We start from the raw sequence: 25,869 nt of genomic DNA, 5'->3' as shown, positions 1-25,869 counted from the left end.
CCGGGAACCACTTGTGAATATTGGACCAATCCACGCAGGTATGGGGAAAAGGCCAACAAACCTGAATGCTAGATCAACGCATCACTGTATCCACTTGCGCTTGATGTTCCAGAGGCTACCCAGAAACAGCGCGAGGCAGAAGGCTCCCAGGACCGGCAGATCCACGGCGTAGGGCAGCACGTTCCCGCCGCGGACGGCCCCGTGCAAAGCGTCGGCCCCGTAGGTCAGAGGCAGGATGTAGGACAGGGGTTGCAGGGCGAGCGGAAGCTTGGCGACGGGGAAAAAGAGGCCGCAGAGAAAAATCATGGGGAAGCGGAAGAAATTGGAAAAGGTCTGGGCCTCAAAGACCTCGCTCACGGCCACGGCGATGAACAGCCCCAGGAAGGCCGAGACCACGGCCACCAGGACCACGGCCGCGAGGAACGGGGCCCAGGCCAGGGGCGGCAATTCGGAAAACATGGCGGCCAGGGCCACGGGCACGAAGGCGTTGGCCACGCCGAACAGGATGGCCCCGGAGGTCTTGGCCAGCATGAGCAATTCCAGGGAGATGGGCGCCAGAAGCAGGCGCTCGAAGGAGCGGTTCTTCTTCTCGAAGGTCACGGTCACGGCCAGCATGGAGGACGTCCCGAAAAGCACGGACAGGGCCACAACCCCGGGCAGCAGGGACGGGATGCCCTCCAGCCCGGTGCCGGAGCGGATGAAGAACATGCTCGTCCAGGCCAGGGGGAAGATCAGGCCCCAACTGATGTTCGGCGGCTTGAGGTAATAAGTCCGCATGTCCTTGAGCAGAATGTTCCAGAACGCGATCCAGCCCTTCATGCGCGGCCTCCGTTCCTGCCCTTTTCCTGATGCAGGACTTCGGCCCCGATGCCCGTGACCTCGGCGAAGACGTCCTCCAGGGAAGGACGCATGCGCCGGGCCTCGGCCACCTCCACCCCGTGATCCTCCAGGAAGCGCACCAGGGGCCCCACGGGCACGGGGCCGCCCGCCTCCACCCGGAGCAGGTTTCCTCCCTCCACATGGACGGTCAGATACGGAAACACTCGGCCCATCTCTCCGGCAGCGCTTTCCGCCGGACCATTGGCGGTGATCCGCAGCACGTGCCGGGCGCGCACGGGCTGGAGCAGGTTCTCCACGCTGTCCATGCGGATGATCCGCCCGGCGACGATGAAGGCGATACGGCCGCAGAGCCGCTCGGCCTCCTCGATATAATGAGTGGTCAGAAAAATGGTCGTGCCGCCCTGGTTCAGGTCCGCGATGAGCTGCCGGATCTGGCGCACACTGGCCAGGTCGATGCCCGTGGTGGGTTCGTCCAGGAAGAGGATGGGCGGCCGGTGGATGACTCCGGCGGCAATGGCCAGCTTGCGCTTCATGCCCTTGGAGTAGCCGCCGAACTTGCGGTCAGCGGCCTTGGCCAGGGCGAAGGCCTCCAGCAGTTCCCGGGCGCGCATCTGACGCTCTTTTTTGCCCAGGCCATAGAGCGCTGCGCAGAAACAAAGGTTCTCGAAGCCGGTCAGTTCAGGATAGAGATTGCTTTCATCCGGCACCACGCCGATGAGGCCCTGGGCCATCCGGGGGGATCGCACGCAGTCCACTCCGCCCACGCAGATGCCGCCGGAATCGGGCCGGGCCAGGCCGGTGAGCATGTTGATGGTGGTGGATTTCCCCGCCCCGTTGGGGCCCAGGAAGCCGAAGATTTCGCCCTCAGCCACGCGGAACGTGACCCCATCCACGGCCTGGACATCGTCGAAGCGTTTCCGCAGGTCCGTGGCGGCAATGGCCTGGTTCGTCATTCCTTGTGCTCCGGATCGGGATGGAAGCGGCCCAGCAACCCGGAACACGGCGCCGCGGGTCGCAGCAGGCCGCGCATCTCCTTGTCCCAAAGTTCCAGCACTCCGGCATTGGCACGGTAGTGCATGAAATTCCCCTGGCGGTCGGCGGCCACCAGGCCCGCGTCCCGCAGCACGCGCAGGTGCTGGGAAACGGCCGCCGGGGTGATCCCCAGCCGCCGGGCCAGGGCGTTCACGCACAAGGGGTGGGCCTGGAGCAGACCGATCATGCGCAGCCGGGTCTCCACGGAGAGCACCTTGAACATGCGGGCGAGCTTTTCATGATCGGACATGGCGCACCTAGTTTTTAAGTATCAATGCGGACACTTTAATACTGCCCAGAACCGGAGTCAACCGACTCGGCCCATTGCTAGAAATAATAACGAATCCGGGCCTCGACGCGGTAATCGTTCTGCTTCTCGCCGTATTCGGTGTCGTCGTCCCCCCAGGAAGAACCAGGATTTGAGACGAAATTCCCAATTCGTGACCGGGGCGTAGAGAAGTTCGGGGGACAGGGACAGACTGCCGTCGTCCAGGTTGGCGATGGTGGTCAAGGCCGGGGAGAAATAGAGGATGTCAAAGGGGTCCTTCTGCACGATCCGCAGGTAGAGATAGTCCTCCATGGCGTTCTGGCTGGAATATGCCTGGCTGTATTTCCGGCTCTTCATGAGCGGCAGCTTGTTGCCCGTCTGGTAGGCCGCCAGCGCATCCTCGACGAAGCTGTAGTATTCGGTGGTTTCGGTCTGCGAATAGCCCAGGCCGTTGCGGTAGTATTCAAAGATGAACGTGGTGTCGTAGCTGTTCAGGTAGCGCAGCCCGGCCCTGACCACCATCGTGGACATCACTGGACTGCTCCTCTACTTCTCGACGGCAAAGGCTATTCTCGGAATCTAGCCAGAAGAAAAAACACGGCGGACCGATAAAACAAGGGGCTGTCCATTGATCCAGCCTCGTTCATATCTCGGCACAACCCGGGAGAGATACTGGAGTTGGGCGCGTGTCCCCTTTGTGTCCCCTTTTCCAGCAGCGCCCTGCTGAAACCCGCGTCGTTGGACACACGCTGCACACCCTGCACAGCCGGGATGCGACGGGAGATGCTCTTTGTTTTTAGGTTGTTACATTCAATTCTTGACAGCTCCGAGCCTTGAATGGGGTTCAAGGGGTCGGAGGTTCAAATCCTCTCATCCCGACCATGAAGACCTTGCCCCGGGGCCGGTCAGCCATGAGCTGACCGGCCCTTTTTCTTTATGAATTTCCAGGACGGCAGACGTCCAAACCGCTCTGGCCGCCTTCTAACAGGCCGCCCGGACCTTCGAGCAGGCCCTGGCCCTTGTGGATCTGCCCATGCTGCGCCAGAATCTGGCCCGGGCACGCGCGGCCCTCGAGACGACGCACACCGCGCGCCCGAAATGACAGCCCCAGTCCAAGGAGACCGGTCCATGCCCGAGCAGATCATTCGCGACCACCTGCGCCAAATATTTTCCGCCGCGCTCCAGCGCATCGATCCCTACCGCATGCTGCTCGACCACGTACGCCTGGCGGACGACCGGCTCCTGGTGGATATGGAGAACGAACGCCACGAGATCGACCTTTCGACCTTCCGGCGCGTCCTGGTTCTGGGGGCGGGCAAGGCTTCGGCGCGCATGGGGCGGGCCATCGAGGACATCCTCGGCGACCGGGTTTCCGGCGGCTGCATCGTGACCAAGTACGGCCACGCCGAGCCCCTGGAGCGCATCGAGGTGCTGGAGGCCGGGCATCCCGTGCCCGACGAGAACGGCGTGCGCGCGGCCCGCAAGATCGCCGACCTGGCCGACCAGGCCGGGGCCGACACCCTGGTGCTCGCGCTCATCTCCGGCGGCGGCTCGGCGCTCCTGCCCTCGCCCTTGGAGATCGAGGTGGACGGGGAGCGCATCGCCCTGACCCTGGCGGACAAGCAGCAGGCCACCCGCGAACTTCTGGCCTGCGGCGCGGACATCGGGGAGATCAACTGCCTGCGCAAACACCTCTCAGGCCTCAAGGGCGGCCGCCTGCTCCAGCGTCTGTTCCCGGCTCGAAGCTGCAACTTCATCCTCTCCGACGTGGTCGGCGACCACCTGGACACCATCGCCTCGGGCATCACCGCCCACGACCGCTCCACCTTCGCCCAGGCCGCGGCGGTCATCGACAAGTACGGCCTGGACGCGCGCGTCTCGCCCAAGATCATGCACGTCCTGCGCCTGGGCTTGGCCGGGCGCATCCCGGACACGGTGAAACTCGGCGACCCGGCCCTGGATCTGGCCCGAAACATCCTCATCGGCACGAACCACGCAGCCATGCTGGCGGCCTGCGAAACCGCCGCCTCCCTGGGCTACAACGTGGCTCCCCTGACCTGCATGCTCACCGGCGAGGCCCGCGAGGCCGCCAAGTTCATCTCCGGCATCGCCCAGGACGTGCGCCGCCGGGAAATGCTCGTGAAGCGTCCGGCCTGCGTCATCCTGGGCGGCGAGACCGTGGTCACGCTCTTCGGCGAGGGCAAGGGCGGCCGCAACCAGGAGATGGCCCTGGCCTTCCTGGCCCAGATGGACCTGGACGAGGAACGCGGCCGGGGCATCCACTTTCTTTCGGCCTCCACCGACGGCAGCGACGGTCCCACGGACGCGGCCGGGGCCTTCGCCTCCACCGACATCCTGGAACGAGCCAAGAGCGCGGGGCTGTCCCTCGCCGACTCCCTGCGCAACAACGACTCCTATCACTTCTTCGAACGCATCGACGGGCTGTTCAAGACCGGGCCGACCATGACCAACGTCTGCGACCTGCACATTCTGCTCGTGCCCTGAGCGCCGCGCGGGAGGCGTGTTTTTCTCCGAACCGCCTGCTGCACCCGGCGGCCGGATGATGTATGATAGGATCGCAAGACCGTCCCGCGCCCCATCCGGAAGCGTGGGCGGAGATCCGACGTCCGTTCATGCCCTGGAGGTACATCATGCGCGCGGACTCCCTCGACTGCCTCCGTCTGTTCGCCCAGTATGGTCCTGGCTCCGGCCCTGGTTTCGGCCCCGGAGGGGGCTACCAGATGATGTCGCCGCTCGGCGGAGGGCTGGTCATGCTCCTCGGCCTGGCCCTGGTGATCATCCTGGCCGTCTGGCTGCTGCACCGCCCCGGAAACGGCGCGGACGACACGCCCCTGGCCATCCTCAAGACCCGCTATGCCCGAGGGGAGATCAGCCGGGAGGAATTCGAACGAATGAAGAAGGACATCCAGGGGTGATATGATGGGAAGGCCCCGACGGAATCGCAGTCCGCCGGGGCCTTCGCCAAGGGTATGAGGCGAAAGAATTCTAGGCCCGGGAAGGAACCTCGACCCGGCGGCCCTTCCACATGGCTCCCAGAATGATCACCGAGCCGACGCCCAGGGCCAGGCACATGAAGGCGAAGCTCACACTGCCCATGATCGAGAGGGCGCCCTCGGAAACGTCCATGATCCCCAGCTTCACCAGGTACTTGGGTACGGCGATGGCCCGGCTCACGGCCACGATGAGCATGATGGTGGCCATGACGGACTTGATCATGTGCTCGCGCACATAGGTGGTGCCGATGGCGCCGAGTTGCACGCCCAGGAGCGACCCGGCCAGGATGATGAGCACGAGGCGGATGTCGACCATGCCGTGCATGGCCCAGTTGACCGTGCCGGCCATGCCCATGATGAAGGCCACCACCAGTTCACTGGCCGAGGCAACAAGGCTGGACGCGCCGACCACGTAAATCATGCCGGGCACGCCGATGAAGCCGCCCACGGCGATGGTGGCGGCCAGCATGCCGGTGGCCAAGCCCACGGGAATGGTGAACCACAGGGAGATGCGCAGGCCCGAGGTCTTGAAGGTGATCATGGGCCAGAGTTCGATCTTCTGGAGCCGCAGAGCCAGGGAACTCGGCCTCTCCTCGCCACCGCAGCGCGCACACTTCACCGCGTCCATCATGATGTAGCCGCCCACGATGACCAGAACGGCCACGAAAGACAGGCTCACATAGAGGTCCGATCCGGCCTGTCCCCAGCGGTCGAGAATGGCTCGCTGGATCATGATGCCGATCTGCACGCCGACTCCGGCCGAAGCGGCCGTAATGAGACCGAGCTTGATGTCCACTTGGCCGTAGCGGAAGCGCTTGATGGCCCCGACCAGGGCCTTGGGGAACTTGTGGCACATGTTGCTGGCCACGGCCACGGTGCCGGGCACGCCCAGGCTCATCATGCCGGGAGTGAGCACGAAGGCCCCGCCCGAGCCAATGAAGCCGCTGACCAAGCCGCCGATGAAGCCCACGATGAAGAGGAAGCCCACGGCCTGAAAGTTCAATTCAATGAACTTGCTGGTGTCGAGAAGCAACGTTTCCATGATATCGATCCTTTCATTGTTCCGATTCTAGGCGTTGATGGTGGCGCGGGCCTGGGGACGGGCGGCGGAGCGCTTCGCGGCACGCGGCCTAGCCACGACGCCGAGGCAGGACCAAAGGTTGGAGGCGAATGTTCCGTGGGCATAGGAAAACACGAAGACCGTGAGGATCGGTCCGGCAGCCCAGAAAGAGCCTCGCGAAAAAAGTTCCGTCAAGGTGTTGGCGTGGGTGAACGCCGCCGCATACAACGCCACGGACACCACACCATAAATGATCGTCTTGAGCACGGGCTTCTTGCCCCCGGTCGGCTGCGCCATGATCTTCTTCCTCCTGCAGGTTGTGTGACCCGTTCGTCCGGAACGGGATGGTTTCCTTCAATCCACGGTGAACAGGGCCGAGGGCGCCCGGCCTTCCAGCTTGGCCCCCTCCTCCGGATCGCTCAGAATCAGTTCGACCCGATGCAGGTCGCGGCAAAGTCCCTCGACCTCCCGGGCGGTATCGCCGAAACGCACCACATGCCCTGCCTCCAGGCCCCGGCCCGTGGCCAGCAGCAGCCAGGGGCGGACCTCCTCGCCGGAACGGCGGACAAAGCCGTCGCGCAGATAGGCGTTCATCTGCGGGGTGGACGCGGCGGCCCCGGGGTCGCCGACGTTCAGAAAGACGAGGCCGTATTCCAGACGCTGGGCCAACCCCAGGGCATATTCCGCCAGGCGGGGGGAAAAGGAGTGTCCATGGCCCACGATCAGGATGCGCTTGCGGCCGGAACCGCCGCGCCGAATGACGCCTCCGGCCAGGGCCTGCTCGCCGGCCTCGGCCAGGGCCAGGGCTTCGGCGTAGTCCGCGAAGCGGTCCCGGCCCCCGGGGCCCTTGCGGACCCGGATGCCGTTGGGCCGCGACAATCCGGCCCAGATGCGCCTGGCGATGTTCCGGGGCATGCGGCTACTCCGCCCGCATCACGGCGCGGGGGCGCTTGTCGCGGCGCTTGGAGTCTGCGGGACGTTCCTGCCGTTCCTCATCGGTCTTGGCCAGCCGCACGGCCTCTTCCCGATCGTCGCGCTCGGCGAAGGCCACCGCCACGAACACGCGCTCCATTTTTTCACGGATGGTCGCCATACCGATTTCTCCCGGTTTGATTGTTGCAACCGTCCCAGCCATAACAATTCACGTGCCAACTCGATTTTTCGTCATAATGGCTTTGAATGAATGACTTTATTTAAAAAGGCGAACCAAGGCGCGAAACGAATCCCGTTGCAAAAACGAACGATCAGGAGTATAAAAATATGTATCACATTGATATTTTGATTCTTTTCAAGAAAATGCGGCTGTTCGATCCTGCAACAACAGTTCGATTCCGCAACACCGTTCCGGGGAGGGGCCGATGATCTTCTTCCGCAAAAACGAGGAGCAGCGTCCCGAAGCGGTCGAGGGGCTGGAGGGGCTCAAGGCCAAGGCCGGAAAGGCCGACCTGCCGGAGGCCGCCCGGTGTGCCGTGGACGCCGAACTGGAGCGCCTGGCCAAGACGGACCCCTCGGTGGCCGAGTACGCCATCGGCTCCAACTACTTGGACTACCTGCTCTCCCTGCCCTGGAACGTATTGACCCAGGACAACCTGGACCTGAAACGGGCCGAGGCTGTGCTCGACGGCAGCCATGCGGGGCTCGGCCAGGTCAAGGACCGTGTTCTGGAGTATCTGGCGCAACGGACCATGATCGCGCGCCGCCCGGCCTCCATCCTGGTGGTCGATGACGAACCTATCGCCCGCTCCAACCTCCGTCACATTCTCAGTCGCGAGGGTTATCAGGTCGAGGTGGCGGCCAACGGCGAGGGGGCCCTGGAAAAGGTCCGGCGCTGGGAGTTCGACTGCATCGTCACGGACCTCAAGATGGACCGGATGGACGGCATGACCCTCCTGACCGAGGCCCGCAAGGTTTCACCCAATACGAAGATCATGATCGTCACCGGCTACGCCACCGTGGACACGGCGGTCCAGGCCATGAAGACCGGCGCCGTGCACTACCTCTCCAAGCCCATCGAACTGGACGAACTGCGCTCGGCCGTGCGCGACATTCTCAAGGACGCCGCGCGGCACTATGGCTCCCGTTCGCCCATCCTCTGCTTCACGGGCCCTCCCGGCGTTGGCAAGACCTCTGTGGGCATGGCCGTGGCCGAGGCCCTGGGCCGTAAGTTCTGCCGCCTGTCCCTGGCCGAGTTGCGCGACGAGGCCGAATTGCGCGGCCACCGCCGGACTTACGTCGGCGCCCTGCCCGGCCGCATCATCCAGGCCATACGCGCCGTGGGTGTGAAGAACCCCGTGTTCATGCTCGACGAGATGGACAAGATCGCCCAGGACGCCAAAGGCGACCCCGCCTCGGCTCTGCTGGAAATCCTCGACCCGGAACAGAACGGCCGCTTCCTGGACCGCTATCTGGACGTGCCCTTCGACCTCTCCTCGGTGCTCTTCATCGCCACGGCCAACGGCACGGCCCGCCTGGCCGGTCCGGTGCTGGACCGCATGGAGGTGGTCTCCTTTTCGGGCTATTCCGAGGCTGAAAAGCTGCAAATCGCCGAGCGGTTCCTCGTGCCCCGGCAACTGCGCGAACACGGCCTGACCCAGCCCTTTCCCACCTTCACCACCGGGGCCTTGTCCCTGATCATCCGCGAGCACACCAACGAGGCCGGGGTGCGGGGCCTGGACCGCGAGATCGGCCGGGTATGCCGCAAATTGGCCCGAGCCTGCCTGGAACAAGGCAAGCCAGGCTTCGAGGGCGATATCGACCCGGAGCTGACCGCCTCCCTGTTGGGCCCGGCGCGCTTCAGCCACGAAGCGGCCGCCGCGACGCCCCGCGTGGGCGCGGCCACCGGTCTGGTCTGGTCCGACGCGGGCGGGGAACTGATCTCAGTGGAAGCCTCACGCATGCCCGGCAGCGGGCAACTCCTTCTCACCGGCTCCCTGGGCGAAATACTCAAGGAATCTGCCCAGATCGCCCTGAGCCACATCCGGGGCCGGGCTCCGGAACTGGGCGTGGATCCCGACTTCTTCTCCACCCAGGACATCCACATCCACATCCCGGCCGGGGCCGTGAGCAAGGACGGCCCCTCGGCGGGCCTGACCATCGCCGTGGCTCTGGTCTCCCTGCTCACCGGCCGCGCCGCCCGCGCCGACGTGGCCCTCTCCGGCGAAATCTCGCTCTCCGGCCGAGTTCTGCGCGTGGCCGGGGTGCGGGAAAAACTCCTGGCCGCCGTGCGCGGCGGAGTGCGGCAGGTGATCCTGCCCGCCGAGAACACCGCCGACGTGGAATTGCTGCGCCGAAGCACCCCTGGATTGCCCGAGATCATCCTGACCCGGGACATCGGCGAAGCCCTGGTTTCGGCCTTGGAACAAGGAGTCTCGTCATGATCCTGCCCGACGGCCGTTTCGCCCTGACTATCCGCCAGAAAGTCGTCCTGGGCATCGTCGTGGCCTTGCTGGGCCTGGGGCTGCTGGGCGCGCTGTCCTACCATCACCTCGTGCAGATCGACGAGGCCCTGCGTCTGGCCGAGGTGGTCGACGACTTGGCCAACGACATCCTGGAAGTCCGCCGTTACGAAAAGAACTATCTGCTTTACGCCCAGGAGGAGGACCGTCGGGAAAGCCTGCGCTACGCCGATCTGGGGCTTGAGCGCATCAAGCACATCGCCTCGGCCGAGGCCGAGAGTCGGCCCGGGACCATGGGTTTCGCCGGCCTTCGCAACCTGCTGACGCGCTACAAGGACGGCGTGCTCCGACTGACTTCCGACGGCGGGGACAAGGCCCTGGCCGAGGCCGCCCGCAACGACCTGCGTGAACAGGGCAAGGCCTTGGTGGAGACTTCCCAACGCTTCGTGGCCGCCCAGAGGATCACGATCCTGAATATCGTCAACAGCCTGAAGCGCCAGCTCCTGTTGTCCATCTTCGGGGCCCTGGGCCTGGGTCTGGCCTTCGTCTGGTTCGTTGGCCGGGGCATCATCCAGGCCTTGCAGCTCATCGGACGCTCCACGGCCCGCATCGCCCGAGGCGATTTCAGCCCCCTGCCGGTGCCCGCCACCCGAGACGAAACCCGCAACGTGGCCGAGGCCTTCAACCGCATGATCGTGGAACTGGAGAAGCGCCAGAATCAACTCGTGCAGGAAAAAAAGCTGGCCTCTCTGGGGGTGCTCACCTCGGGGATCGCCCATCAGTTGAACAACCCCCTGAACAACATATCCACCTCCTGCCAAATTCTGCGCGAGGAGGGCGTCATCCGGGAGGACGAATTCACCAGGGAACTCCTGGACAACATCTACCATGAGGTTCTGCGCTCACGAGACATCGTCAAAGGCCTGCTGGAATTTTCGCGGGTCACGGACTTCTCGCTCAAGCCCGTGCCCCTGGACGCCGTGGTGGAACGCTCCATGCGTCTGGTGACCAGCCAACTCCCCGCCGGAGTGGACATCTCGCGCGAAATCCCGGCCGAACTCATGGTGCTCATGGACGCCCAGCGCATGCAGGAGGTCTTCCTGAACCTTTTCATCAACGCCATGCAGGCCATCAAGACCTCGCCGGGCCGGATCACCATCCAGGCCGAGGCCGATATGGCCGCCAACCAGGCCGTGATCCGCGTGGCCGATACGGGCACGGGGATCGCACCCGAAAACCTGGGCCGCATCTTCGATCCTTTCTACACCCTCAAGGAGGTGGGCAAGGGCACAGGCCTGGGCCTGTCCATCGTCTTCGGGATCATCAAGAAACACGGCGGAACCATCGTGGCCGAGAACCGCCAGGACGGTCAGACGGGCGCGGTCTTCACCATCCGGCTGCCGCTGGAGCGGCCCGAACTGGAGGAGGCGTGATGCGAGATATTCCCTCCCTGGTTCTGGTGGTGGACGATGAACCCATCGCCCGCAAGAATCTGGCCCATGTGCTCGGCCGCATGGGCTGCCAAGTGAGCCAGGCCGACGACGGCCGCCAGGCCCTGGCCGAACTGGAGAAGAACGAGTTCGATCTGGTGCTCACGGATCTCATGATGGAAGGAGTGGACGGTTTGGCCGTACTCAAACGGACCAAGGAGCTCTGGCCGGACACGGAAGTCCTGGTGGTCACCGGCTATCCCACGGTGGAGACGGCCGTTGAGGCCATGCGCCGGGGGGCCTATCATTACCTGGCCAAGCCCTACCAGCTCGAAGAGGCCCGCCTGCTGGTCCAGAAGGCCCTGGAGAAGCGGCGTCTGCGCCAGGAGGTCCGGGAACTGCGCGAATGCATGCGCGAACGCTCCGAGCCCCTGCCGATCATCGGCGACTCCCCACCCGTGCGGCGGCTCAAGCAGGCCATCGCCCAGGTGGCGCCCACGGATTCCACCGTGCTCATCCTGGGCGAAACCGGCACGGGCAAAGAACTGGTGGCCCGCACCCTGCATCTTTTGAGCCGCCGAGCCGAGGCCCGCTTCCTGGCCATCAACTGCGGGGCCTTCAACGAGGATCTCCTGGAAAACGAGCTGTTCGGACACGAGGCCGGAGCCTTCTCCGGAGCGCAACGGATGAAGAAGGGCCTGTTCGAGTCCGCGCCCGGCGGCACCCTTTTCCTGGACGAGATGGGCGAGATGTCCATGCCCATGCAGGTCAAGCTCTTGCGGGCCATCCAGGAACGCGTCATCCGCCGCGTGGGCGGCACCGATGACGTGCCCGTTGACGTGCGCCTCGTGGCCGCCACCAACCGCGACCTCAAACACGAGGTCGAGGCCGGGCGGTTCCGTCAGGATCTTTATTACCGGCTGAATGTGATCACCCTGCTCGTGCCGCCGCTGTCCGAGCGTCTCGAGGACATCCCCCTGCTCTGCCAGTTCTTCCTGGCCAAGGCCGCGCGCATGATGGACAAACCCCAGCCGACCCTGGCCCCGGATGTTCCGAAAATTCTCTCGCGCTATGCCTTTCCGGGCAACGTCAGAGAGCTGGAAAACATCCTGGAGCGGGCCGTGATTCTGGCCGAGGACGGCGTGGTGGAGCCCAGACACCTGCCCGAAGACCTGCGCGAGACGGCGGTGCGCGTGGCCCGCCCCGGATTCTCCGAACCCGTGACCCTGGAGGAGAACGAGAAGCGATACATCGCCTGGGTTCTGAAACAGGCCGGGGGGAACCGCACCCAGGCGGCCCGCATCCTGGGCATCGACCGGGCCTCGCTCTGGCGCAAGGTCAAGAAATTCAACCTGGAAGATACGTCAGGGAAGGCTTGATCTGAAAACACGCGACGATGCATGCCCGAGCGGCGGCGGGAGCATATTTCCGCCTTGATCATTCTGCCCAAATTGACATAAGAAAATACGGAACAAGCCGACGCCGCACACCATGAAGGAAAACATCCCCACCATTCGCCTGCACCTCTGGCTGGACACCGACGACGGCGTCTTCTTCGGCTCCGGCCGGGCCCAGCTTCTGGAGCAGATCGACCGGCACGGCTCACTCAAGGCCGCGGCCGAGGCCATGGGCATCTCCTACCGCGCGGCCTGGGGGAAACTGAAGCAAAGCGAGGACGTCCTCGGCGTGCGCCTGGTCCAGACCCGAGGCAGCAACAAGGCGGGTTACGAACTCACCGAGGACGGCCGGATGCTCAAGGACATGTTCCGCCGCTGGTTCGACTCCGTGGAGCAAGCCGCGCTGGAGAAGGCCCGCGAAATCTTCCCTTGGCCGGCCAGGCCCTACCGGGGCACCCCCTCCGACTGATCCCCCGCCCTTTTTTCCCTGCCCGGCAAGGCCCCGGCCGACGGGTTCCGCTCAAGGAATTCCTCTGCTATACCCCACCGACCCGTCGAGTGAGGAGGAGCGAGTGCAGGCCACGGAAGCCCTGACCCTGAAGCAGGTTCTCGAACGCAGCGTGGAGCGTCACGCCGACAGACCCGCCCTGTCCGTGGTGGACGGACCGGTCATGACCTATGCCGAACTGGGCGAACGGGTCCGCGAAACGGCTGAACTCCTGGACGCTCACGGCATCGGGACCGGCGACCGCGTGGCCCTTCTGGCCGAGAACATGCCCAACTGGGGCGTGGCCTACTTCGCCATCGCCCGGATCGGCGCGGTGGCCGTGCCCATTCTGCCGGATTTTCACCAGAGCGCCGTGCATCACATCCTGCGCCACGCCGAATGCTCGGCGGTCTTCGTCTCCAGACGCCTGGCCTGCAAGCTGGACGACGGCGAGCTCGAGGCCTTGCGCGTACGCATCCTCCTGGACGACCTCTCGCTCATCAGCGACCCCGGCAGCGGTCCCCTCAAGGGACTGGTCAAGCGCGCGGCCAAGGAGATCGGCAGAATAAAAGAAAATACACGCCACAACCGCATCGATCGCGGCGAGAAGGAGCACTCCGCCGAAGCGGGTGAAGACGTTCCCGTCAATTCGGCCGACAAGCTGCGCAAGGTCATCAATGCCGGACGTAAGGAATTCGGCAAGATCAAGGATGCCGCGTTGCGCGCCGCCAATCGCGTCCGTGAATCAGGAGACGAGGGCTCTCCGGCCGACGAGTTGGCGGCGATCATCTACACCTCGGGCACCACGGGCAACTCCAAGGGCGTCATGCTCACGCACCGGAACATCGTCTCCAACGCCCTGGGCTCCGCCGACCTGGCGGGAATCACGGACCAGGACCGCATGCTCTCCATCCTGCCGCTGTCGCACACTTTCGAATGCACCCTGGGTCTGGTCCTGCCGCTGTCGTGCGGCGCCTCGGTGAGCTACCTGGCCAAGCCGCCGACCCCGGCCATCCTGCTTCCGGCCCTGCAGAAAATCCGCCCAACGTTCCTGCTCTGCGTGCCGCTGGTGATCGAAAAGATCTACCGCAACCGCATCCTGCCCGCGCTGCTGAAGAACGCGGCCCTGCGCGGCCTGCTCAAGATCGGCTTCACCCGGCGAAAGCTCTTCCAGGCCGCCGGGCGCAAGCTGTTCGAGACCTTCGGCGGCGCCTTGCGCTGCATGTGCATCGGCGGCGCGGCCCTGGCTCCCGAGGTGGAGGCCTTCCTGCGCGATTCCCGCTTCCCCTACAGCGTGGGCTACGGCCTCACGGAATGCTCTCCCCTGGTTTCGGGCGTCATGCCCGACAAGGTCCGCTACCGGCATTGCGGCACGGCCCTGCCCGGCGTGGAAATCCGCATTGACGCGCCCTCGCCCGACGAGGTCGGAGAAATCCTCGTGCGCGGGCCCAACGTCATGCGCGGCTACTACAAGGCCCCGGCCATCACCGAGGAAACCTTCACGCCCGACGGCTGGCTGCGCACCGGCGACCTGGGACTGCTGGACCAGGATGGCTATCTCTCCATCCGGGGAAGGCTCAAGAACGTCATTCTCGGCCCCAGCGGCGAGAACATCTACCCCGAAGAAATTGAGAGCACACTCTGCCAGTGGCCCTATGTCCTGGAATCCCTGGTCTTCTCCCAGGGCGAGCGGCTTCTGGCGCGCATCCACCTGGACTACGACTACCTGGACGCCCGCTTCGGGGTGCGGGGCCTCACCGAATCCGAGGCCGGAAAACGCATCGGGGAACTATTGGAAGAGCTGCGCCGGGGCGTGAACGAAAAGGTCTCGTCCTTCTGCCGCCTGCATCGGATCATCGAGCAGCCGGAGCCCTTCGAGAAGACTCCGACCCAGAAGATCAAGCGTTACCTGTACGTGGACGGCCAGCCTCGCTGAACCGCTCCCCTGAGCGCACCCAGGCCTCGGCCTCGGCTTCCGGCACGGCCCGCGAGAACAGATAGCCCTGACCGTACTCACAGCCGAGTTCGGCCAGGATGTTCCGCTGGGCCGCGCTCTCGATTCCTTCCGCCACCACCGAAAGCCCCAGGTTGTGGGCCAGGCCGATGATGGTCCTCACGATCTCCAGGTTTTCCGCCGAGGACTCCATGACCCGCACGAAAGACAAGTCGATCTTCAGATCGTCCAGGGGAAACTTCTGCAGGTAGCCCAGGGAGGAATATCCCGTGCCGAAGTCGTCGATGCTGAAACGGATGCCGTCCTGACGCAGCCGATGCAGCTTCTGCACCGAGTTGCGCGGATTGTCCATGATGGCCGTTTCGGTAATCTCCAGCTTGAGGCTTTCCGGCGCGAGTCCCGAGACGCCCACGGCCCGCAGCACGTCGTCGGCCAGGCCGGACTTGGCGAACTGCCGCGCCGAGACGTTCACCGCCAAGCTCAGATTCCCGGCATGGGAATTGGCTTGCTGCCAGCGTCGCATGACCCCGCAGGCTTGGTCCAGAACCCACTGCCCCAACTCGATGATCATGCCCGTCTCCTCGGCCACGGGGATGAAATCCGCCGGCGACACCGCCCCCCGGCGGGGATGATTCCAGCGCAGCAGGGTCTCGAAGCCGCCCAGGCGACCGTCACCAAGCGAGACGATGGGCTGAAACGCCAAATGAAATTCGCCGCGCCGGATGGCCCGCCGCAGATCATTCTCCAGCCGCAGGGCCGCCACGGCCTGCTCCAGCATGCGCTCGTTGAAGACGTGGAAACGGTTCTTGCCCGACTCCTTGGCCTTGTACATGGCGATGTTGGCGTGGCGGATCAACTCCTCGGCGCCGACGTCGCCATCGACGGCCAGGACAAGTCCCAAGCTGGCGGAGGTGGTGATCTCATGGCCGTCGATCACGAAGGGCTTGCGCATGGCGTCGCGCACCCGCTTGGCCACGTGGATGGCCTCCCGAGGCGACTCCAACTCCTCCAACAGCAAAATAAATTCGTCCCCGCCGAAGCGGGCCACCAGATCCACGCCGCGCACACACGCTTGAATGCGCCGGGCCACTTCCACCAACAGCAGGTCGCCGCGAGCGTGCCCCAGACTATCGTTGACGACCTTGAACCGGTCCAAGTCCAGGAAGACGAGGCCCGCCATGTTTTTCCGCCCGCGCTTGAGGCGCTCCAAGGCCAGACTCGTACGGTCCAGAAGCAGGGTTCGGTTGGCCAGTCCCGTGAGCGGATCGTGCAGGGCCAGATGCCGCAGCTGCAGTTCCGCTTCCTTGCGGGCCGTAATGTCGCGCATGGACAGCCGCCAGCCCAGGCTGCCCCCGTTCTCCCGACCGGGAATCTCCCGACGGACCACGTTCAGCCAACGCTGTTCGCCGTCTCGATTCCTGATCCGGAAGTCCAGCGTCTCGGCTCGGGAATCCCCCAGGAAACGCCGTATCGTATCGCGATCGTCAGGGGTTACGATGGTATGCAGAAATTCGGGATCTTCCTGGAACACGCCGGGCGGGTAGCCGGAAATTCTCTCGCAGGACGGACTCACGTAAAGCGCCCGGCCGTCGGGGCCGATCCAGGACTCCCAGTCGTGGTTGTAGTCCGCCACCGTGCGGTAGCGCAGTTCGGATTCCTCCAAGGCCGCCTTGGAAACCCGCAATTCCTCCACGCTCCGCAACAATTGGCGGGAGGCCTCCTCCAGCGCCTGCCGCTGGCGATGCAGTTCCACGAAAACCCTGACCTTGCCGCAGAGCACCTCGGCCTCCACGGGTTTGAACAGGTAATCCACCGCCCCCAGCTCGTAGCCCCGGAAGACGTGCTTCTGCTCCTTGTTGATGGCCGTGACGAAGATGATCGGGATGTGCCGCGTGACGGGGTCGCCGCGCAGGGCCTCGGCCACCTGGAAACCGTCCATGCCGGGCATCATGACGTCCAGAAGGATCAGGGCCAGATCCCTGCTTTTGGCGATGCTCAGGGCTTCCAGCCCTGACTGGGCCGAAAGAAACTCCAGGCCGAAAGGTTTGAGCATCCCCTGCAGGAGACGCAGGTTCATACGCTCATCATCGACCGCCAGAATAGGAGTCTTGCCGCTTCCCATGAATGCGCCGCCCAGGGTCCGTGGTTTTTCCGCTTCAGTCTTACACGATTCGCGGCTATCGGGGAATGATTTTCGAAAAAACTGTCGCCGCATGAATGAAAGGGGCCCGAAGGCCCCTTTGCACGGAGGAGAGAGGAAACACGGGAGGAATCGCTGAGGGAAAAGCAGAACCCGTGCCAAACCTCCAATCAGATAAAACTCCTTTCTTTCCGGTGAAGACGAAGCCTTGTGTCTGCCGGGCGCAGGCCGTCCCGGCGCATCCCTTCCTTTTTGCAGGACAAAAAGAAGGCCACGACATTCCGCGACATCGGCGACCAGCTCCATATTCTTGACTTCCGATGCGCCTTGTTCCAATCTATCGCGCTCCAAGCCCGACCCGTCCGGGCCATTCCCTGCCACGGAGGCACGATTCGCCATGAGCGACTATAAAGCGACCCTGCGTTTGCCCCAGACCGCCTTCCCCATGAAGGCCAACCTCAAACAGCGTGAGCCCGAGATGCTCAAGCGCTGGGAAGAGCTGGACGCCTACGCCCTCATGCTGGCCGCCAACGAAGGCCGCCCGGAATACGTGCTCCACGACGGTCCGCCCTACGCCAACGGCAACATTCACATGGGCACCGCCCTGAACAAGATCCTCAAGGATATGGTGGTCAAGTCCCGCAACATGCAGGGATTCCATGCGGGCTATGTGCCCGGCTGGGACTGCCACGGCCTGCCCATCGAGCACAAGGTCGAGCTGGAACTCAAGAAGAAGAAAAAGGAACTGCCCGCGGCGGTGATCCGCAAGCTTTGCCGCGAATACGCCGCCAAGTGGCTCTCGGTGCAGCGCGGGGAGTTCAAGCGCCTGGGCGTGTTCGGCGTCTGGGACCGGCCCTACATGACCATGGCCCCGGTCTACGAGGCCGCCACGGCCCGCGAGCTGGGGCGCTTCATGGCCAAGGGCTCCGTCTACCGAGGCAAGAAGCCCGTGCACTGGTGCTGCTCCTGCCACACCGCCCTGGCCGAGGCCGAGGTCGAGTACGCGGACCACACCTCGCCCTCGGTCTTCGTGCGCTTCCCGCTTACCGACCCCAAGGTCCGCGATATCCTGCCCGAGGCCGACCCGGCCCGGACGTACGCCGCCATCTGGACCACCACGCCCTGGACCCTGCCGTCGAACATGGCCGTGGCCGTGCATCCGGAATTCGACTACTCCTTCGTGAAGGTCGGCGGCGATGTCTACGTCCTGGCCTCGCGTCTGGTGCCGGTCTGCGCCGAGGCCTTCGGCTGGACCGAACGCACGGTCCTGGCGGAGGTTCCCGGCAGCCGCCTGGACGGTCTGGTCGCTCGGCATCCCTTCTATGACAGGCCCTCGCCGGTCGTGACCGCCGACTATGTGACCCTGGACTCGGGCACGGGCCTCGTGCATACCGCCCCGGGCCACGGCCGCGAGGACTACGAGACCGGCATGCGCCGGGGCCTGGAGGTGCTTTCGCCCCTGGACGACAGCGGCCGCTTCCTGCCCACGGTGGAGTTCTTCGCCGGGCTTCAGGTCATGGAGGCCAATCCCAAGGTCATCGAAAAACTCAAGGAGAACAGCCACCTCCTGCTCCAGGAAAATATCCGCCACTCCTATCCGCACTGCTGGCGCTGCAAGGAGCCGGTCATCTTCCGGGCCACCACCCAGTGGTTCATCTCCATGCAGGCCAACGATCTACGCGCCAAGGCCCTGGAAGCCATCCACAAGCGGGTGCGCTGGGTTCCCTCCTGGGGTGAGGAACGCATCTCGAACATGATCGAATTCCGGCCCGACTGGTGCATCTCCCGCCAGCGCAACTGGGGTGTGCCCATCATGGCCCTCATCTGCGAGGACTGCGACGAAGCTTGGTTCGGCCCCGAATGGGTGGACAAGGTGGTCGCGCACTTCCAGGCCCATCCCACGGGCTGCGACTGGTGGTTCGAGGCCCCGGACTCCGAGGTCATCCCCCAGGATCTGAAATGCCCCAAGTGCGGCGGCTCCCACTGGCGTCGCGAGACCGACATCCTGGACGTCTGGTTCGACTCCGGCACGAGCTTCGCGGCCGTGCTGGAGACCCGGGACGACACCTCCTTCCCGGCCGACCTCTACCTGGAGGGCTCGGACCAGCACCGCGGCTGGTTCCACAGCTCGCTGCTGGCCTCGGTGGGCACACGCGGCGTGCCGCCCTACAAGGCCGTGCTGACCCACGGCTACGTGGTGGACGGCGAGGGCCGCAAGATGTCCAAGTCCATCGGCAACACCATCGCGCCCCAGGAGATCATCGACAAGTTCGGCGCGGAGATCCTGCGTTTGTGGACCTCGGCGGTGAACTATCAGGAGGATGTGCGAGTCTCGGACGAAATCCTCTCCCGCTTGGTGGACGCCTATCGTCGCATCCGCAACACCTGCCGCTTCATCCTCGGCAACCTCGCGGACTTCGACCCCTCCAAGGCCGTGGCCCCGGCGGACATGCCCTCCCTGGACCGCTACGCCCTGGACCTCGTGCTCAAGGCCCACCGGACCATGCGGCAGGCTTACGCGGACTATGAATTCCACAAGGTCTACCACACGCTGCACAACCTCTGCGTCACGGACCTCTCGGCCTTCTACCTGGACATCACCAAGGACCGGCTCTACGTCGACGCCCCCGACGGAGTAGCGCGGCGCTCGGCCCAGACCGTGCTCTGGCAGGCGCTCATGCTCCTGCTGACCGACATGGCTCCGGTGCTCTCCTTCACCGCCGAGGAGGCCTTCCTGGCCCTGCCCGAGGCCCTGCACCCCGGTAATCCCACGGTCTTCGCCCTGCGCCATGAGCCCCTGGACCCGAAGCTGGGCACGGAGGAACGGGCGGCCTGGGAAACACTCCTGGCGGTTCGCGCCGAGGCGTCCAAAGCCGTGGAGCCGTTGCGCCAGGCGGGCAAGGTCGGCCACTCCCTAAGCACGGCCCTGACCCTGTACGCCCCGGAGATGATCCGCAAGGCCCTGTCCGGATTCTCTCAAGCAGAACTTGAAGAAATCTTCATCGTCTCCAAGGTGACTCTGGCCGACTCCGGCGAGGCTCCGGCCGGAGTCTTCGTCTCCGCGGAGGTGGAAGGGCTGCGGGTGTCCGTGGACGCGGCCCCCGGCGGCAAGTGCGAACGCTGCTGGAAGTTCTCCGAGAAACTCGGCGCGACCGGCCCGGCGGACGTCTGCCCGCGCTGCGCCGCCGTGCTCAAGGCCATCGGCTGACCATGAAACGCCGCTACGCCATCGCCCTGGTTCTGAGCCTGGCGGTCCTCATCCCGGACTTGGTCACCAAGGCCCTGGTCCAGGCCAAATTGGAGCTTTGGGAGTCACGCACCGTGATCCCCGGCCTCTTCGACTTGGTTCATGTGACCAACAAGGGATCGGCCTTCGGCTTCCTGAACCGGGTGGACATCACTTGGCAGACGACCTTCCTGGTGGTCGTGACCCTGCTGGCTGTCGGGGTCATGCTCCATCTTCTGCGCCAAGCCTCGGACCAGGAAACCTTCCTGATCACCGGTCTGGGCCTGATCCTGGGCGGGGCCCTGGGCAATCTGGTGGACCGTGTGCGTTACGGCGAGGTCATCGATTTCCTGGACTTCTACGTGGGCGACTGGCACTGGCCCGCCTTCAACGTGGCCGACATCGCCATCACCCTGGGCGCCTTCTGCCTGCTCATCTCGCTGTACCGGAAAAAGCCGCATGCATCCCGTTCTCATTGACCTGGGTTTCGTGACCATTCACACATACGGGGTGTTCATCGCCCTGGCCTTTCTCGGAGGCGTCGGCTGGACCTGGCGGGAAGCCCGGCGCAGGGGACTGCCGGTGGACTGTATCCCGGACGTGGCCTTCGCGGTATTCGTGGGCGCATTGGTCGGCGCGCGGGTGCTCTACATCCTGCTCTACCCCTCCTATTTCCTGGAACATCCGTTGGAAATCCTCCAGTTTTGGGAGGGAGGCATGGTCTTTTCCGGCGGCGCCATGCTGGGCGGCTGGCTGGGTTGGCGCGCGGCGCGCAGGCGGAAGCAGCCCGTCCTGCCCTGGCTGGACGCCGTGGCCCCGGGGTTGGCCCTGGGCGAGACCATCGGCCGCCTGGGTTGCTTCTCGGCCGGATGCTGCTACGGCCAGCTCTGCGGCATGCCCTGGGCCGTGACCTTCACCGACCCACACTCCCTGGCCGTGCCCCTGAACATGCCCCTGCACCCCACGCAGCTCTACCACAGCCTCTCCGGCCTGCTGGCCTTCGGCATCCTCCTGGCCCTGCGCGACCGCCTGACCAGACCGGGCAGTCTCATGGGCCTGTTCCTGGTGCTGTTCTCGCTGTCGCGCTTCGGCGTGGAATTCTTCCGGGCCGATTTCCGGGGCCAGCTCGGCCCGTTCAGCGTGACCCAAGGGGTCTACGCTCTCTTCCTCGGCCTCGGCCTGTTCCTGATGACCAACAAACGATCCGTACGGAGTTGAGCCATGTTTCCCCTGCCGAATCTGAGCAATGAGCAATGGATCATGATCCTCGCCCCAATGGGGATATTCGTCTGCATCAGCCTGTTTTCGATCTGGGACGCCTTCCGTCGGGAATTCCCGTCCATCCTGGAAAAGATGGCCTGGATCCAGCTCTCCGTGCTGGTTCCCTTTTTGGGCGGAGTGGCGTATTTGATTTTCGGAAGAAAAAGGGGGCAGAAAATTCGATGAAGACCACCATCCGAACCACCGTCGGCCTGGCCGCCCTGGCCGCCATGATGACTCTGGCCCCGGGCTGCGCCTCACGCCAGGACGTACAGACCCTGGACCAGCGCAACCGCCAGACCATGCAGGAAGCCCGTGAGCTCTTCAAACAGCTTGAGGAGCAGATCGCCGTGGCCCGCGAGGAGGCACGCAAAAGCAGCGCCCCGGTGCAGGCCAAGCAGGCCGACATCTGGGCCGAGGTGGAGTCCCTCAAGACCGAGGTGGCCACCCTCAAGGGCCAGATGGACACCATGAACATGCGTCTGGCGCCCCAGGGCGGCGTGGACATGGCCCAGCTTGACGAACGAGTCAAGGCCATCGAACTGGCCCTGGAATCCCAGTTCGCCGTGGATCTCGGCAAGGGAGCCAAGGCCGCAGCCACCGCACCGACCGCTCCGGCTCAGGCTCAGCAGTCTCAGGCGCAGGCGACTCCGGCGCAGAACGCCGAGGCCGTGGCTCCGCCCCAGGATCCGGCCGACGCCCTCTACGCCAAGGGCCTCACCGCCTTCAAGGCCCGGCAGTACGACGAGGCCCGCCGGGACTTCGCCGAGTTCGTGACCACGTTCAAAAAGCACACCCTGGTGCCCAACGCCATCTTCTGGCAGGGCGAGTGCTACTACCAGATGGGCGATTACGCCAAGGCCGTGCTGGCTTACGACGACGTCATCAACAAGCACAAGGACAGCCCAAAGTACCGCTCGGCCTTGCTCAAGCAGGGGATCTCCTTCTACAAGATGGGCAAGGATAAGCCGGGCAAGATCATCCTCCAGGAACTCATCGACAAGAACCCCGGAACGGCCGAGGCCAACCGGGCCAAGCAGTTCCTGGCCGACCCGAAGAAATAACCGGCCCCGGGCGTCGCCACGACCGGGAAGCCGCTCCATAGAGGAATCATGAGCGCCACAGTGAGTTCCGAAGTCCAGAAGGGCTTCCGCAAGATCGTCTATCTGACATTCCCTCCCGGGATTTCCAGCCGTCCGGTGGTCTGCAATCTGGCCCGCCTCTTCGACCTCTCCTTCAACATTCTGAAGGCCGAGATCAGCCCCCGCCAGGAAGGCACCATGACGCTGGAGATCAGCGGGCTGGAAACCGACTTTCACAAGGGCGTCAACTACCTCAAGGAAAACAGCGTCCGCATCACCCCGGTGGCCCAGAAGATATTCCGCGACGAAGACTCCTGCATCCACTGCGGAGTATGCACGGCCATGTGCCCCACCGGAGCCCTGGCCGTGGACAAGGCCACCCGCAAGGTGATCTTCGAGGTGGACAAATGCTCGGCCTGCGGCCTATGCACCCGGGTCTGCCCGGTGCGCGCCATGGCCGTGGACCTGGACGAAAACGGACGCCAGTAAGGAGCCCGCATGGACCAGGAACAGCGCACCTATTCCCGGGTCGCCGCCCGACTCAAGGCCCTGGCCCGGCGTTGCGATTCGCCGGACGGGCCGCAGCTGTTCCGCACGGCCCCGCGCCGGGACGGCTCATCGCTGGCCGCGCGCCTTTCCGCCTCGACCCTGCCGGAAGGGCTGGTGGAATTCCTGGTGGAGATGGACGCCAAGCTGGACCAGATCCTCGCCGGGCAGCGCCAGGATCTGCTCCGTCAGGACTTTCCCCTGGACCTGGACGTCCTCGAGGTTTCCGGCGCCGGGGTGCGGTTCAGTTCCGCGGAACCCCTGGTCGAAGGGCAACCCATGGAGGTCGTCATCGTGCTCACCCAATTCCCGCTTCGCCTGGCGTCGGCCCTTGGCCGAGTTCGCGGCGAGGAGGACGGGTTGCACCGCTTCGAATTCACCTACATCCGGGAACACGATCTGGAGAGCATCGTACAGTTCGTATTCCAGGAACAGCGCGAGGAAATCCGCAACCGGAAATGGGGTTGAACGACTTTCCGCAATCCATGCGGAACGCGGGGAACCCGGACGGTTCCCCGCCGTCTTTTGAGCCATGCGAGGAGCCCATGCAGTCCAAGGAAGACATCCTCAAGTCCCTTCTGGAGAAGGTTTCCGAGCAGATGGCCGCCGACCTCAAGCAGACCATCACCGCCGCCGTGGAGAAAGAGATTTCCCGCAGCCTGTCCTCGGCCCTGCTGGAAGGCGAGTTCTACCGCCGGGTCAACGAAGACCTGCAGGACAGCCTCAAGAACATCTACCGCGAGATCAAGACCGCCAAGCAGGCCAAGCCCCTGCCCGCCTCGCTCCAGGATCCCGACGCCCTGCTGAACAAGGCCTCGGACCAACTGGACGCAGTACTGCGCACCACGGAAAAGGCCGCCGAGGAAATCATCGAAATCGTGGAAAAGCTCCAGGACATGCAGGCGTCGTTGGGCCAAGTCATCCAGGCCTTCGACTCCGGCGGGGTCAAGAAGGAGGACCGCAAGCGGCTGGCGGAAATCAACGAAACCCTGGGCCACGACCTGATGCGCATCATGACAACCCTCTCCTTCCAGGATCTCACCGGGCAGCGGATCAAGATCATCATCGACACGATCAAGAAGATCGAGGCCATCGTGCTGGACGTGTACATGTCCACCGGCCTCATGATCCAGGCCCGCGAACAGCAGCCGGAAAAGGATTTCGCCGCCATCGAGGCCGAGGCCAAGGACCGCATGAGCACTCTCAAGGGGCCTCAGGAGAGTTCGAACCAGGGGGCGGTGGACGACCTGCTGGCCCAACTGGGCATGGATTGAGGGCGAGGAGAAACGACACGGACGAGGCCGTCCCGGGAAACCGGGACGGCTTTTTTCTTTCGGCGGGAGCTAGAGCAGCACAACCTGGGCCATGCCCAGGAGAAGCAGGAAGCCCATGGAGTCGGTGATGGTGGTCAGGAAGATGCTCGAAGCCTGGGCCGGGTCGCGGCCCAGGGCGCGCAGGACCAGAGGGATGGAGGCTCCGGCCAGCGCGCCGATGAGCATATCCAGGCCGAGCGCCGCGGACATGACCATGGCCAACAACGGCATCCGGGTGGCCACGAAGACCACGCCGAAGACCAGGGCGGCGATGAGCAGGCCGTTGAGCAGGCCGATCCTGGCCTCGCGCAGGACGGCCAGCCAGGAACGCTTGCGGTCGAAACGTTCCGTGGCCAACTGGCGGATCATGATGGCCAGGGCCTGCTGGCCGGTGTTTCCGGCCTGGTTGGCCACGATGGGCATGAGCACGGCCAGGATGGCCATCTGAGCGATGTTACCCTCGAAAAGATGCACCACCCAGGCCGAAACGGCCGAGTTGATCATGTTCAGCATGAGCCAGGGGAGACGCTTGCGTACGGAATAGAGCCATGGGGAGTCGGCGGTCTCATCCGGGCCCGCGCCGACCATGGCCTGCATGTCCTCGCTGGCTTCCTCGTGGATGATGTCGATGACGTCGTCGACCGTGACCACGCCGAGCAGCCTGCGGCCGAAGTCCACCACGGGCAGGGCCAGGAAATTATAGTGCGAGATGAGCCGGGCCACTTCCTCCTTATCCTCGTTGTAGGTCACGAAGATGAGGTTCTGGCTCTTGATCAGTTCCTTGAGGCAGGTGCCGCGCCGGGCCACCAGCAGATCGCGCAGCGAGGTGACGCCCACCAGTTCCTTGTCTTCGTTGACGAGGTAGGCGTAGTACGGGATCTCCTTGTCCTCGACCTCGCCGCGCATCTTGGCGATGGCCTGGTCCACGTTCAGATCCTGGTTCAGGACCACCACCTCGGTGTTCATGACGCCGCCGGCGGTGTCCGGATCGAAGGTCAAAAGCGTCCGAAGGCTGGCGCGGTCCTCGGCCGTGAGCTTGGAGAGCAGGGTTCGCCGCAGATCCTCGTCCAGATTGTTCAGGAGGTCCGTGGCGTCGTCCGGGGACATGTGCTCGATGATGCGGGCGGCCAAGCCGAGGCTCAGGCTGCGCACGAGCATCGCCTGGTCGTGGCTGTCCATCTCCGCGATGGACTCGGCGGCGTCCTCCAGCGGCAACTGCTTGATGAAGGCCACCTGGTCCTTGATGTCCAGGGCCTCGATATGCTCGGCCGCGTCCGCCGGGTGGGCCAGTTCGAGCTGCTCCTCGTCCAAGGGACGCTCGACCTGTTCTTCCACCGGCAGCGCCTGCTCCGGAAGTCTGTCCCTTTCCTCGCTCATAGCGGACGATCTCTAGCCTAATTCACCGGTCAGGTCAAAAGTCCCAGG

25 protein-coding genes and 1 tRNA gene are annotated in these 25,869 nt (G+C 64.5%); 16 read left to right on the top strand and 10 right to left on the bottom strand.

Annotated features, from left to right (window positions below):
• Positions 1-81: 81 nt before the first annotated feature.
• The 4 genes from H587_RS0102695 to H587_RS0102680 are packed head-to-tail and all read right to left on the bottom strand — an operon-like array spanning position 82 to position 2,671.
• The gene (locus tag H587_RS0102695) at positions 82-819 is read right to left on the bottom strand and encodes an ABC transporter permease (protein ID WP_027174954.1); all 738 of its coding nucleotides are present in this window, start codon (positions 817-819) and stop codon (positions 82-84) included.
• Positions 816-1,793, bottom strand: coding sequence for an ABC transporter ATP-binding protein (locus tag H587_RS0102690; protein ID WP_027174953.1), 978 nt, complete (start codon positions 1,791-1,793; stop codon positions 816-818). The genes H587_RS0102695 and H587_RS0102690 overlap by 4 nt, the downstream gene beginning before the upstream one ends.
• Positions 1,790-2,122, bottom strand: coding sequence for an ArsR/SmtB family transcription factor (locus H587_RS16985; RefSeq protein ID WP_051202390.1), 333 nt, complete (start codon positions 2,120-2,122; stop codon positions 1,790-1,792). The genes H587_RS0102690 and H587_RS16985 overlap by 4 nt, the downstream gene beginning before the upstream one ends.
• 57 nt (positions 2,123-2,179) lie before the next feature.
• Entirely contained in the window at positions 2,180-2,671 is a 492-nt protein-coding gene (locus H587_RS0102680; protein WP_027174952.1) for a hypothetical protein, read from the bottom strand.
• Between the two features lie 236 nt (positions 2,672-2,907).
• Here H587_RS0102680 and H587_RS20480 point away from each other — a divergent pair.
• The 3 genes from H587_RS20480 to H587_RS16980 all read left to right on the top strand — a co-directional run bounded on the left by H587_RS20480 (position 2,908) and on the right by H587_RS16980 (position 5,076).
• Positions 2,908-3,022 (top strand) — tRNA-OTHER (locus tag H587_RS20480).
• Positions 3,023-3,268: 246 nt separating this feature from the next.
• Positions 3,269-4,645 (top strand): glycerate kinase type-2 family protein, encoded by a 1,377-nt coding sequence (locus H587_RS0102675; protein ID WP_211219481.1) that lies wholly within the window; start codon positions 3,269-3,271, stop codon positions 4,643-4,645.
• 146 nt (positions 4,646-4,791) lie between these two features.
• Positions 4,792-5,076 (top strand): SHOCT domain-containing protein, encoded by a 285-nt coding sequence (locus tag H587_RS16980; RefSeq protein ID WP_051202389.1) that lies wholly within the window; start codon positions 4,792-4,794, stop codon positions 5,074-5,076.
• A 70-nt stretch (positions 5,077-5,146) separates the two neighbouring features.
• Here H587_RS16980 and H587_RS0102665 read toward each other — a convergent pair whose 3' ends face one another.
• The 4 genes from H587_RS0102665 to H587_RS20475 are packed head-to-tail and all read right to left on the bottom strand — an operon-like array spanning position 5,147 to position 7,307.
• The gene (locus tag H587_RS0102665) at positions 5,147-6,196 is read right to left on the bottom strand and encodes a sulfite exporter TauE/SafE family protein (protein WP_027174950.1); all 1,050 of its coding nucleotides are present in this window, start codon (positions 6,194-6,196) and stop codon (positions 5,147-5,149) included.
• A 27-nt stretch (positions 6,197-6,223) separates the two neighbouring features.
• On the bottom strand, positions 6,224-6,511 hold the full coding sequence (locus H587_RS0102660) for a hypothetical protein (protein ID WP_027174949.1): 288 nt from the start codon (positions 6,509-6,511) through the stop codon (positions 6,224-6,226).
• A gap of 57 nt (positions 6,512-6,568) precedes the next feature.
• Positions 6,569-7,129, bottom strand: coding sequence for a hypothetical protein (locus H587_RS0102655; protein ID WP_051202388.1), 561 nt, complete (start codon positions 7,127-7,129; stop codon positions 6,569-6,571).
• Positions 7,130-7,133: 4 nt separating this feature from the next.
• Positions 7,134-7,307: a hypothetical protein gene (locus H587_RS20475; RefSeq protein ID WP_156904428.1), complete on the bottom strand. Its 174-nt coding sequence runs from the start codon at positions 7,305-7,307 to the stop codon at positions 7,134-7,136.
• Between the two features lie 265 nt (positions 7,308-7,572).
• Here H587_RS20475 and H587_RS0102645 point away from each other — a divergent pair, with 265 nt between their 5' ends.
• From H587_RS0102645 to H587_RS0102625, 5 genes are all read left to right on the top strand, one after another.
• The gene (locus tag H587_RS0102645; RefSeq protein WP_027174947.1) at positions 7,573-9,591 is read left to right on the top strand and encodes a S16 family serine protease; all 2,019 of its coding nucleotides are present in this window, start codon (positions 7,573-7,575) and stop codon (positions 9,589-9,591) included.
• Complete coding sequence (locus H587_RS0102640; RefSeq protein WP_027174946.1) at positions 9,588-11,042, top strand: sensor histidine kinase; 1,455 nt, start codon at positions 9,588-9,590, stop codon at positions 11,040-11,042. Before H587_RS0102645 ends, H587_RS0102640 begins: the two co-directional genes overlap by 4 nt.
• A complete protein-coding gene (locus H587_RS0102635) occupies positions 11,042-12,418 on the top strand; it encodes a sigma-54-dependent transcriptional regulator (protein ID WP_027174945.1) in 1,377 nt (458 codons plus the stop codon). The genes H587_RS0102640 and H587_RS0102635 overlap by 1 nt, the downstream gene beginning before the upstream one ends.
• A gap of 112 nt (positions 12,419-12,530) precedes the next feature.
• The gene (locus tag H587_RS0102630) at positions 12,531-12,905 is read left to right on the top strand and encodes a winged helix-turn-helix domain-containing protein (protein WP_027174944.1); all 375 of its coding nucleotides are present in this window, start codon (positions 12,531-12,533) and stop codon (positions 12,903-12,905) included.
• A 103-nt stretch (positions 12,906-13,008) separates the two neighbouring features.
• A complete protein-coding gene (locus tag H587_RS0102625) occupies positions 13,009-14,859 on the top strand; it encodes an AMP-binding protein (RefSeq protein WP_027174943.1) in 1,851 nt (616 codons plus the stop codon).
• Here the strand turns inward: H587_RS0102625 and H587_RS0102620 are convergent.
• Positions 14,822-16,999 carry an EAL domain-containing response regulator gene (locus tag H587_RS0102620; RefSeq protein WP_027174942.1) on the bottom strand — a complete coding sequence of 726 codons (2,178 nt, stop codon included), beginning with the start codon at positions 16,997-16,999 and terminating at the stop codon, positions 14,822-14,824. The genes H587_RS0102625 and H587_RS0102620 overlap by 38 nt on opposite strands.
• 415 nt (positions 17,000-17,414) lie before the next feature.
• On the opposite strand from H587_RS0102620, the gene ileS reads away from it, so the two are divergent.
• The 8 genes from ileS to H587_RS0102580 all read left to right on the top strand — a co-directional run bounded on the left by ileS (position 17,415) and on the right by H587_RS0102580 (position 24,405).
• Complete coding sequence (gene ileS, locus H587_RS0102615; protein ID WP_027174941.1) at positions 17,415-20,225, top strand: isoleucine--tRNA ligase; 2,811 nt, start codon at positions 17,415-17,417, stop codon at positions 20,223-20,225.
• A 2-nt stretch (positions 20,226-20,227) separates the two neighbouring features.
• Positions 20,228-20,722 carry a signal peptidase II gene (lspA, locus tag H587_RS0102610; RefSeq protein WP_027174940.1) on the top strand — a complete coding sequence of 165 codons (495 nt, stop codon included), beginning with the start codon at positions 20,228-20,230 and terminating at the stop codon, positions 20,720-20,722.
• Positions 20,703-21,461, top strand: coding sequence for a prolipoprotein diacylglyceryl transferase (gene lgt / locus H587_RS0102605; RefSeq protein ID WP_027174939.1), 759 nt, complete (start codon positions 20,703-20,705; stop codon positions 21,459-21,461). The genes lspA and lgt overlap by 20 nt, the downstream gene beginning before the upstream one ends.
• Positions 21,462-21,464: 3 nt before the next feature.
• On the top strand, positions 21,465-21,689 hold the full coding sequence (locus tag H587_RS0102600) for a PLDc N-terminal domain-containing protein (RefSeq protein WP_034608470.1): 225 nt from the start codon (positions 21,465-21,467) through the stop codon (positions 21,687-21,689).
• Positions 21,686-22,567 (top strand): tol-pal system protein YbgF, encoded by an 882-nt coding sequence (gene ybgF / locus H587_RS0102595; RefSeq protein ID WP_027174937.1) that lies wholly within the window; start codon positions 21,686-21,688, stop codon positions 22,565-22,567. Before H587_RS0102600 ends, ybgF begins: the two co-directional genes overlap by 4 nt.
• 48 nt (positions 22,568-22,615) lie before the next feature.
• Positions 22,616-23,074: an NIL domain-containing protein gene (locus H587_RS0102590; RefSeq protein WP_034608469.1), complete on the top strand. Its 459-nt coding sequence runs from the start codon at positions 22,616-22,618 to the stop codon at positions 23,072-23,074.
• Positions 23,075-23,083: 9 nt separating this feature from the next.
• Positions 23,084-23,599: a PilZ domain-containing protein gene (locus H587_RS0102585; RefSeq protein ID WP_027174935.1), complete on the top strand. Its 516-nt coding sequence runs from the start codon at positions 23,084-23,086 to the stop codon at positions 23,597-23,599.
• Positions 23,600-23,676: 77 nt separating this feature from the next.
• Entirely contained in the window at positions 23,677-24,405 is a 729-nt protein-coding gene (locus tag H587_RS0102580) for a protein phosphatase CheZ (RefSeq protein WP_027174934.1), read from the top strand.
• Positions 24,406-24,474: 69 nt separating this feature from the next.
• Here H587_RS0102580 and mgtE read toward each other — a convergent pair whose 3' ends face one another.
• Positions 24,475-25,821 (bottom strand): magnesium transporter, encoded by a 1,347-nt coding sequence (gene mgtE, locus H587_RS0102575; RefSeq protein ID WP_027174933.1) that lies wholly within the window; start codon positions 25,819-25,821, stop codon positions 24,475-24,477.
• Between the last annotated feature and the right edge of the window lie 48 nt (positions 25,822-25,869).

This window comes from Desulfovibrio aminophilus DSM 12254, from assembly GCF_000422565.1.
Lineage (GTDB): Bacteria > Desulfobacterota > Desulfovibrionia > Desulfovibrionales > Desulfovibrionaceae > Aminidesulfovibrio > Aminidesulfovibrio aminophilus.
The sequence above is the reverse complement of the archived record's forward strand: the minus strand, read 5'-3'. Positions and strand labels throughout refer to the sequence as shown.

Bases quoted from the DNA above. Each gene is read 5' to 3' on its own strand.
- H587_RS0102695 (WP_027174954.1), bottom strand. From the start codon at position 819: ATGAAGGGCTGGATCGCGTTCTGGAACATTCTGCTCAAGGACATGCGG.
- H587_RS0102690 (WP_027174953.1), bottom strand. From the start codon at position 1,793: ATGACGAACCAGGCCATTGCCGCCACGGACCTGCGGAAACGCTTCGAC.
- H587_RS16985 (WP_051202390.1), bottom strand. From the start codon at position 2,122: ATGTCCGATCATGAAAAGCTCGCCCGCATGTTCAAGGTGCTCTCCGTG.
- H587_RS0102680 (WP_027174952.1), bottom strand. From the start codon at position 2,671: ATGTCCACGATGGTGGTCAGGGCCGGGCTGCGCTACCTGAACAGCTAC.
- H587_RS0102675 (WP_211219481.1), top strand. From the start codon at position 3,269: ATGCCCGAGCAGATCATTCGCGACCACCTGCGCCAAATATTTTCCGCC.
- H587_RS16980 (WP_051202389.1), top strand. From the start codon at position 4,792: ATGCGCGCGGACTCCCTCGACTGCCTCCGTCTGTTCGCCCAGTATGGT.
- H587_RS0102665 (WP_027174950.1), bottom strand. From the start codon at position 6,196: ATGGAAACGTTGCTTCTCGACACCAGCAAGTTCATTGAATTGAACTTT.
- H587_RS0102660 (WP_027174949.1), bottom strand. From the start codon at position 6,511: ATGGCGCAGCCGACCGGGGGCAAGAAGCCCGTGCTCAAGACGATCATT.
- H587_RS0102655 (WP_051202388.1), bottom strand. From the start codon at position 7,129: ATGCCCCGGAACATCGCCAGGCGCATCTGGGCCGGATTGTCGCGGCCC.
- H587_RS20475 (WP_156904428.1), bottom strand. From the start codon at position 7,307: ATGGCGACCATCCGTGAAAAAATGGAGCGCGTGTTCGTGGCGGTGGCC.
- H587_RS0102645 (WP_027174947.1), top strand. From the start codon at position 7,573: ATGATCTTCTTCCGCAAAAACGAGGAGCAGCGTCCCGAAGCGGTCGAG.
- H587_RS0102640 (WP_027174946.1), top strand. From the start codon at position 9,588: ATGATCCTGCCCGACGGCCGTTTCGCCCTGACTATCCGCCAGAAAGTC.
- H587_RS0102635 (WP_027174945.1), top strand. From the start codon at position 11,042: ATGCGAGATATTCCCTCCCTGGTTCTGGTGGTGGACGATGAACCCATC.
- H587_RS0102630 (WP_027174944.1), top strand. From the start codon at position 12,531: ATGAAGGAAAACATCCCCACCATTCGCCTGCACCTCTGGCTGGACACC.
- H587_RS0102620 (WP_027174942.1), bottom strand. From the start codon at position 16,999: ATGGGAAGCGGCAAGACTCCTATTCTGGCGGTCGATGATGAGCGTATG.
- ileS (WP_027174941.1), top strand. From the start codon at position 17,415: ATGAGCGACTATAAAGCGACCCTGCGTTTGCCCCAGACCGCCTTCCCC.
- lspA (WP_027174940.1), top strand. From the start codon at position 20,228: ATGAAACGCCGCTACGCCATCGCCCTGGTTCTGAGCCTGGCGGTCCTC.
- lgt (WP_027174939.1), top strand. From the start codon at position 20,703: ATGCATCCCGTTCTCATTGACCTGGGTTTCGTGACCATTCACACATAC.
- H587_RS0102600 (WP_034608470.1), top strand. From the start codon at position 21,465: ATGTTTCCCCTGCCGAATCTGAGCAATGAGCAATGGATCATGATCCTC.
- ybgF (WP_027174937.1), top strand. From the start codon at position 21,686: ATGAAGACCACCATCCGAACCACCGTCGGCCTGGCCGCCCTGGCCGCC.
- H587_RS0102590 (WP_034608469.1), top strand. From the start codon at position 22,616: ATGAGCGCCACAGTGAGTTCCGAAGTCCAGAAGGGCTTCCGCAAGATC.
- H587_RS0102585 (WP_027174935.1), top strand. From the start codon at position 23,084: ATGGACCAGGAACAGCGCACCTATTCCCGGGTCGCCGCCCGACTCAAG.
- H587_RS0102580 (WP_027174934.1), top strand. From the start codon at position 23,677: ATGCAGTCCAAGGAAGACATCCTCAAGTCCCTTCTGGAGAAGGTTTCC.
- mgtE (WP_027174933.1), bottom strand. From the start codon at position 25,821: ATGAGCGAGGAAAGGGACAGACTTCCGGAGCAGGCGCTGCCGGTGGAA.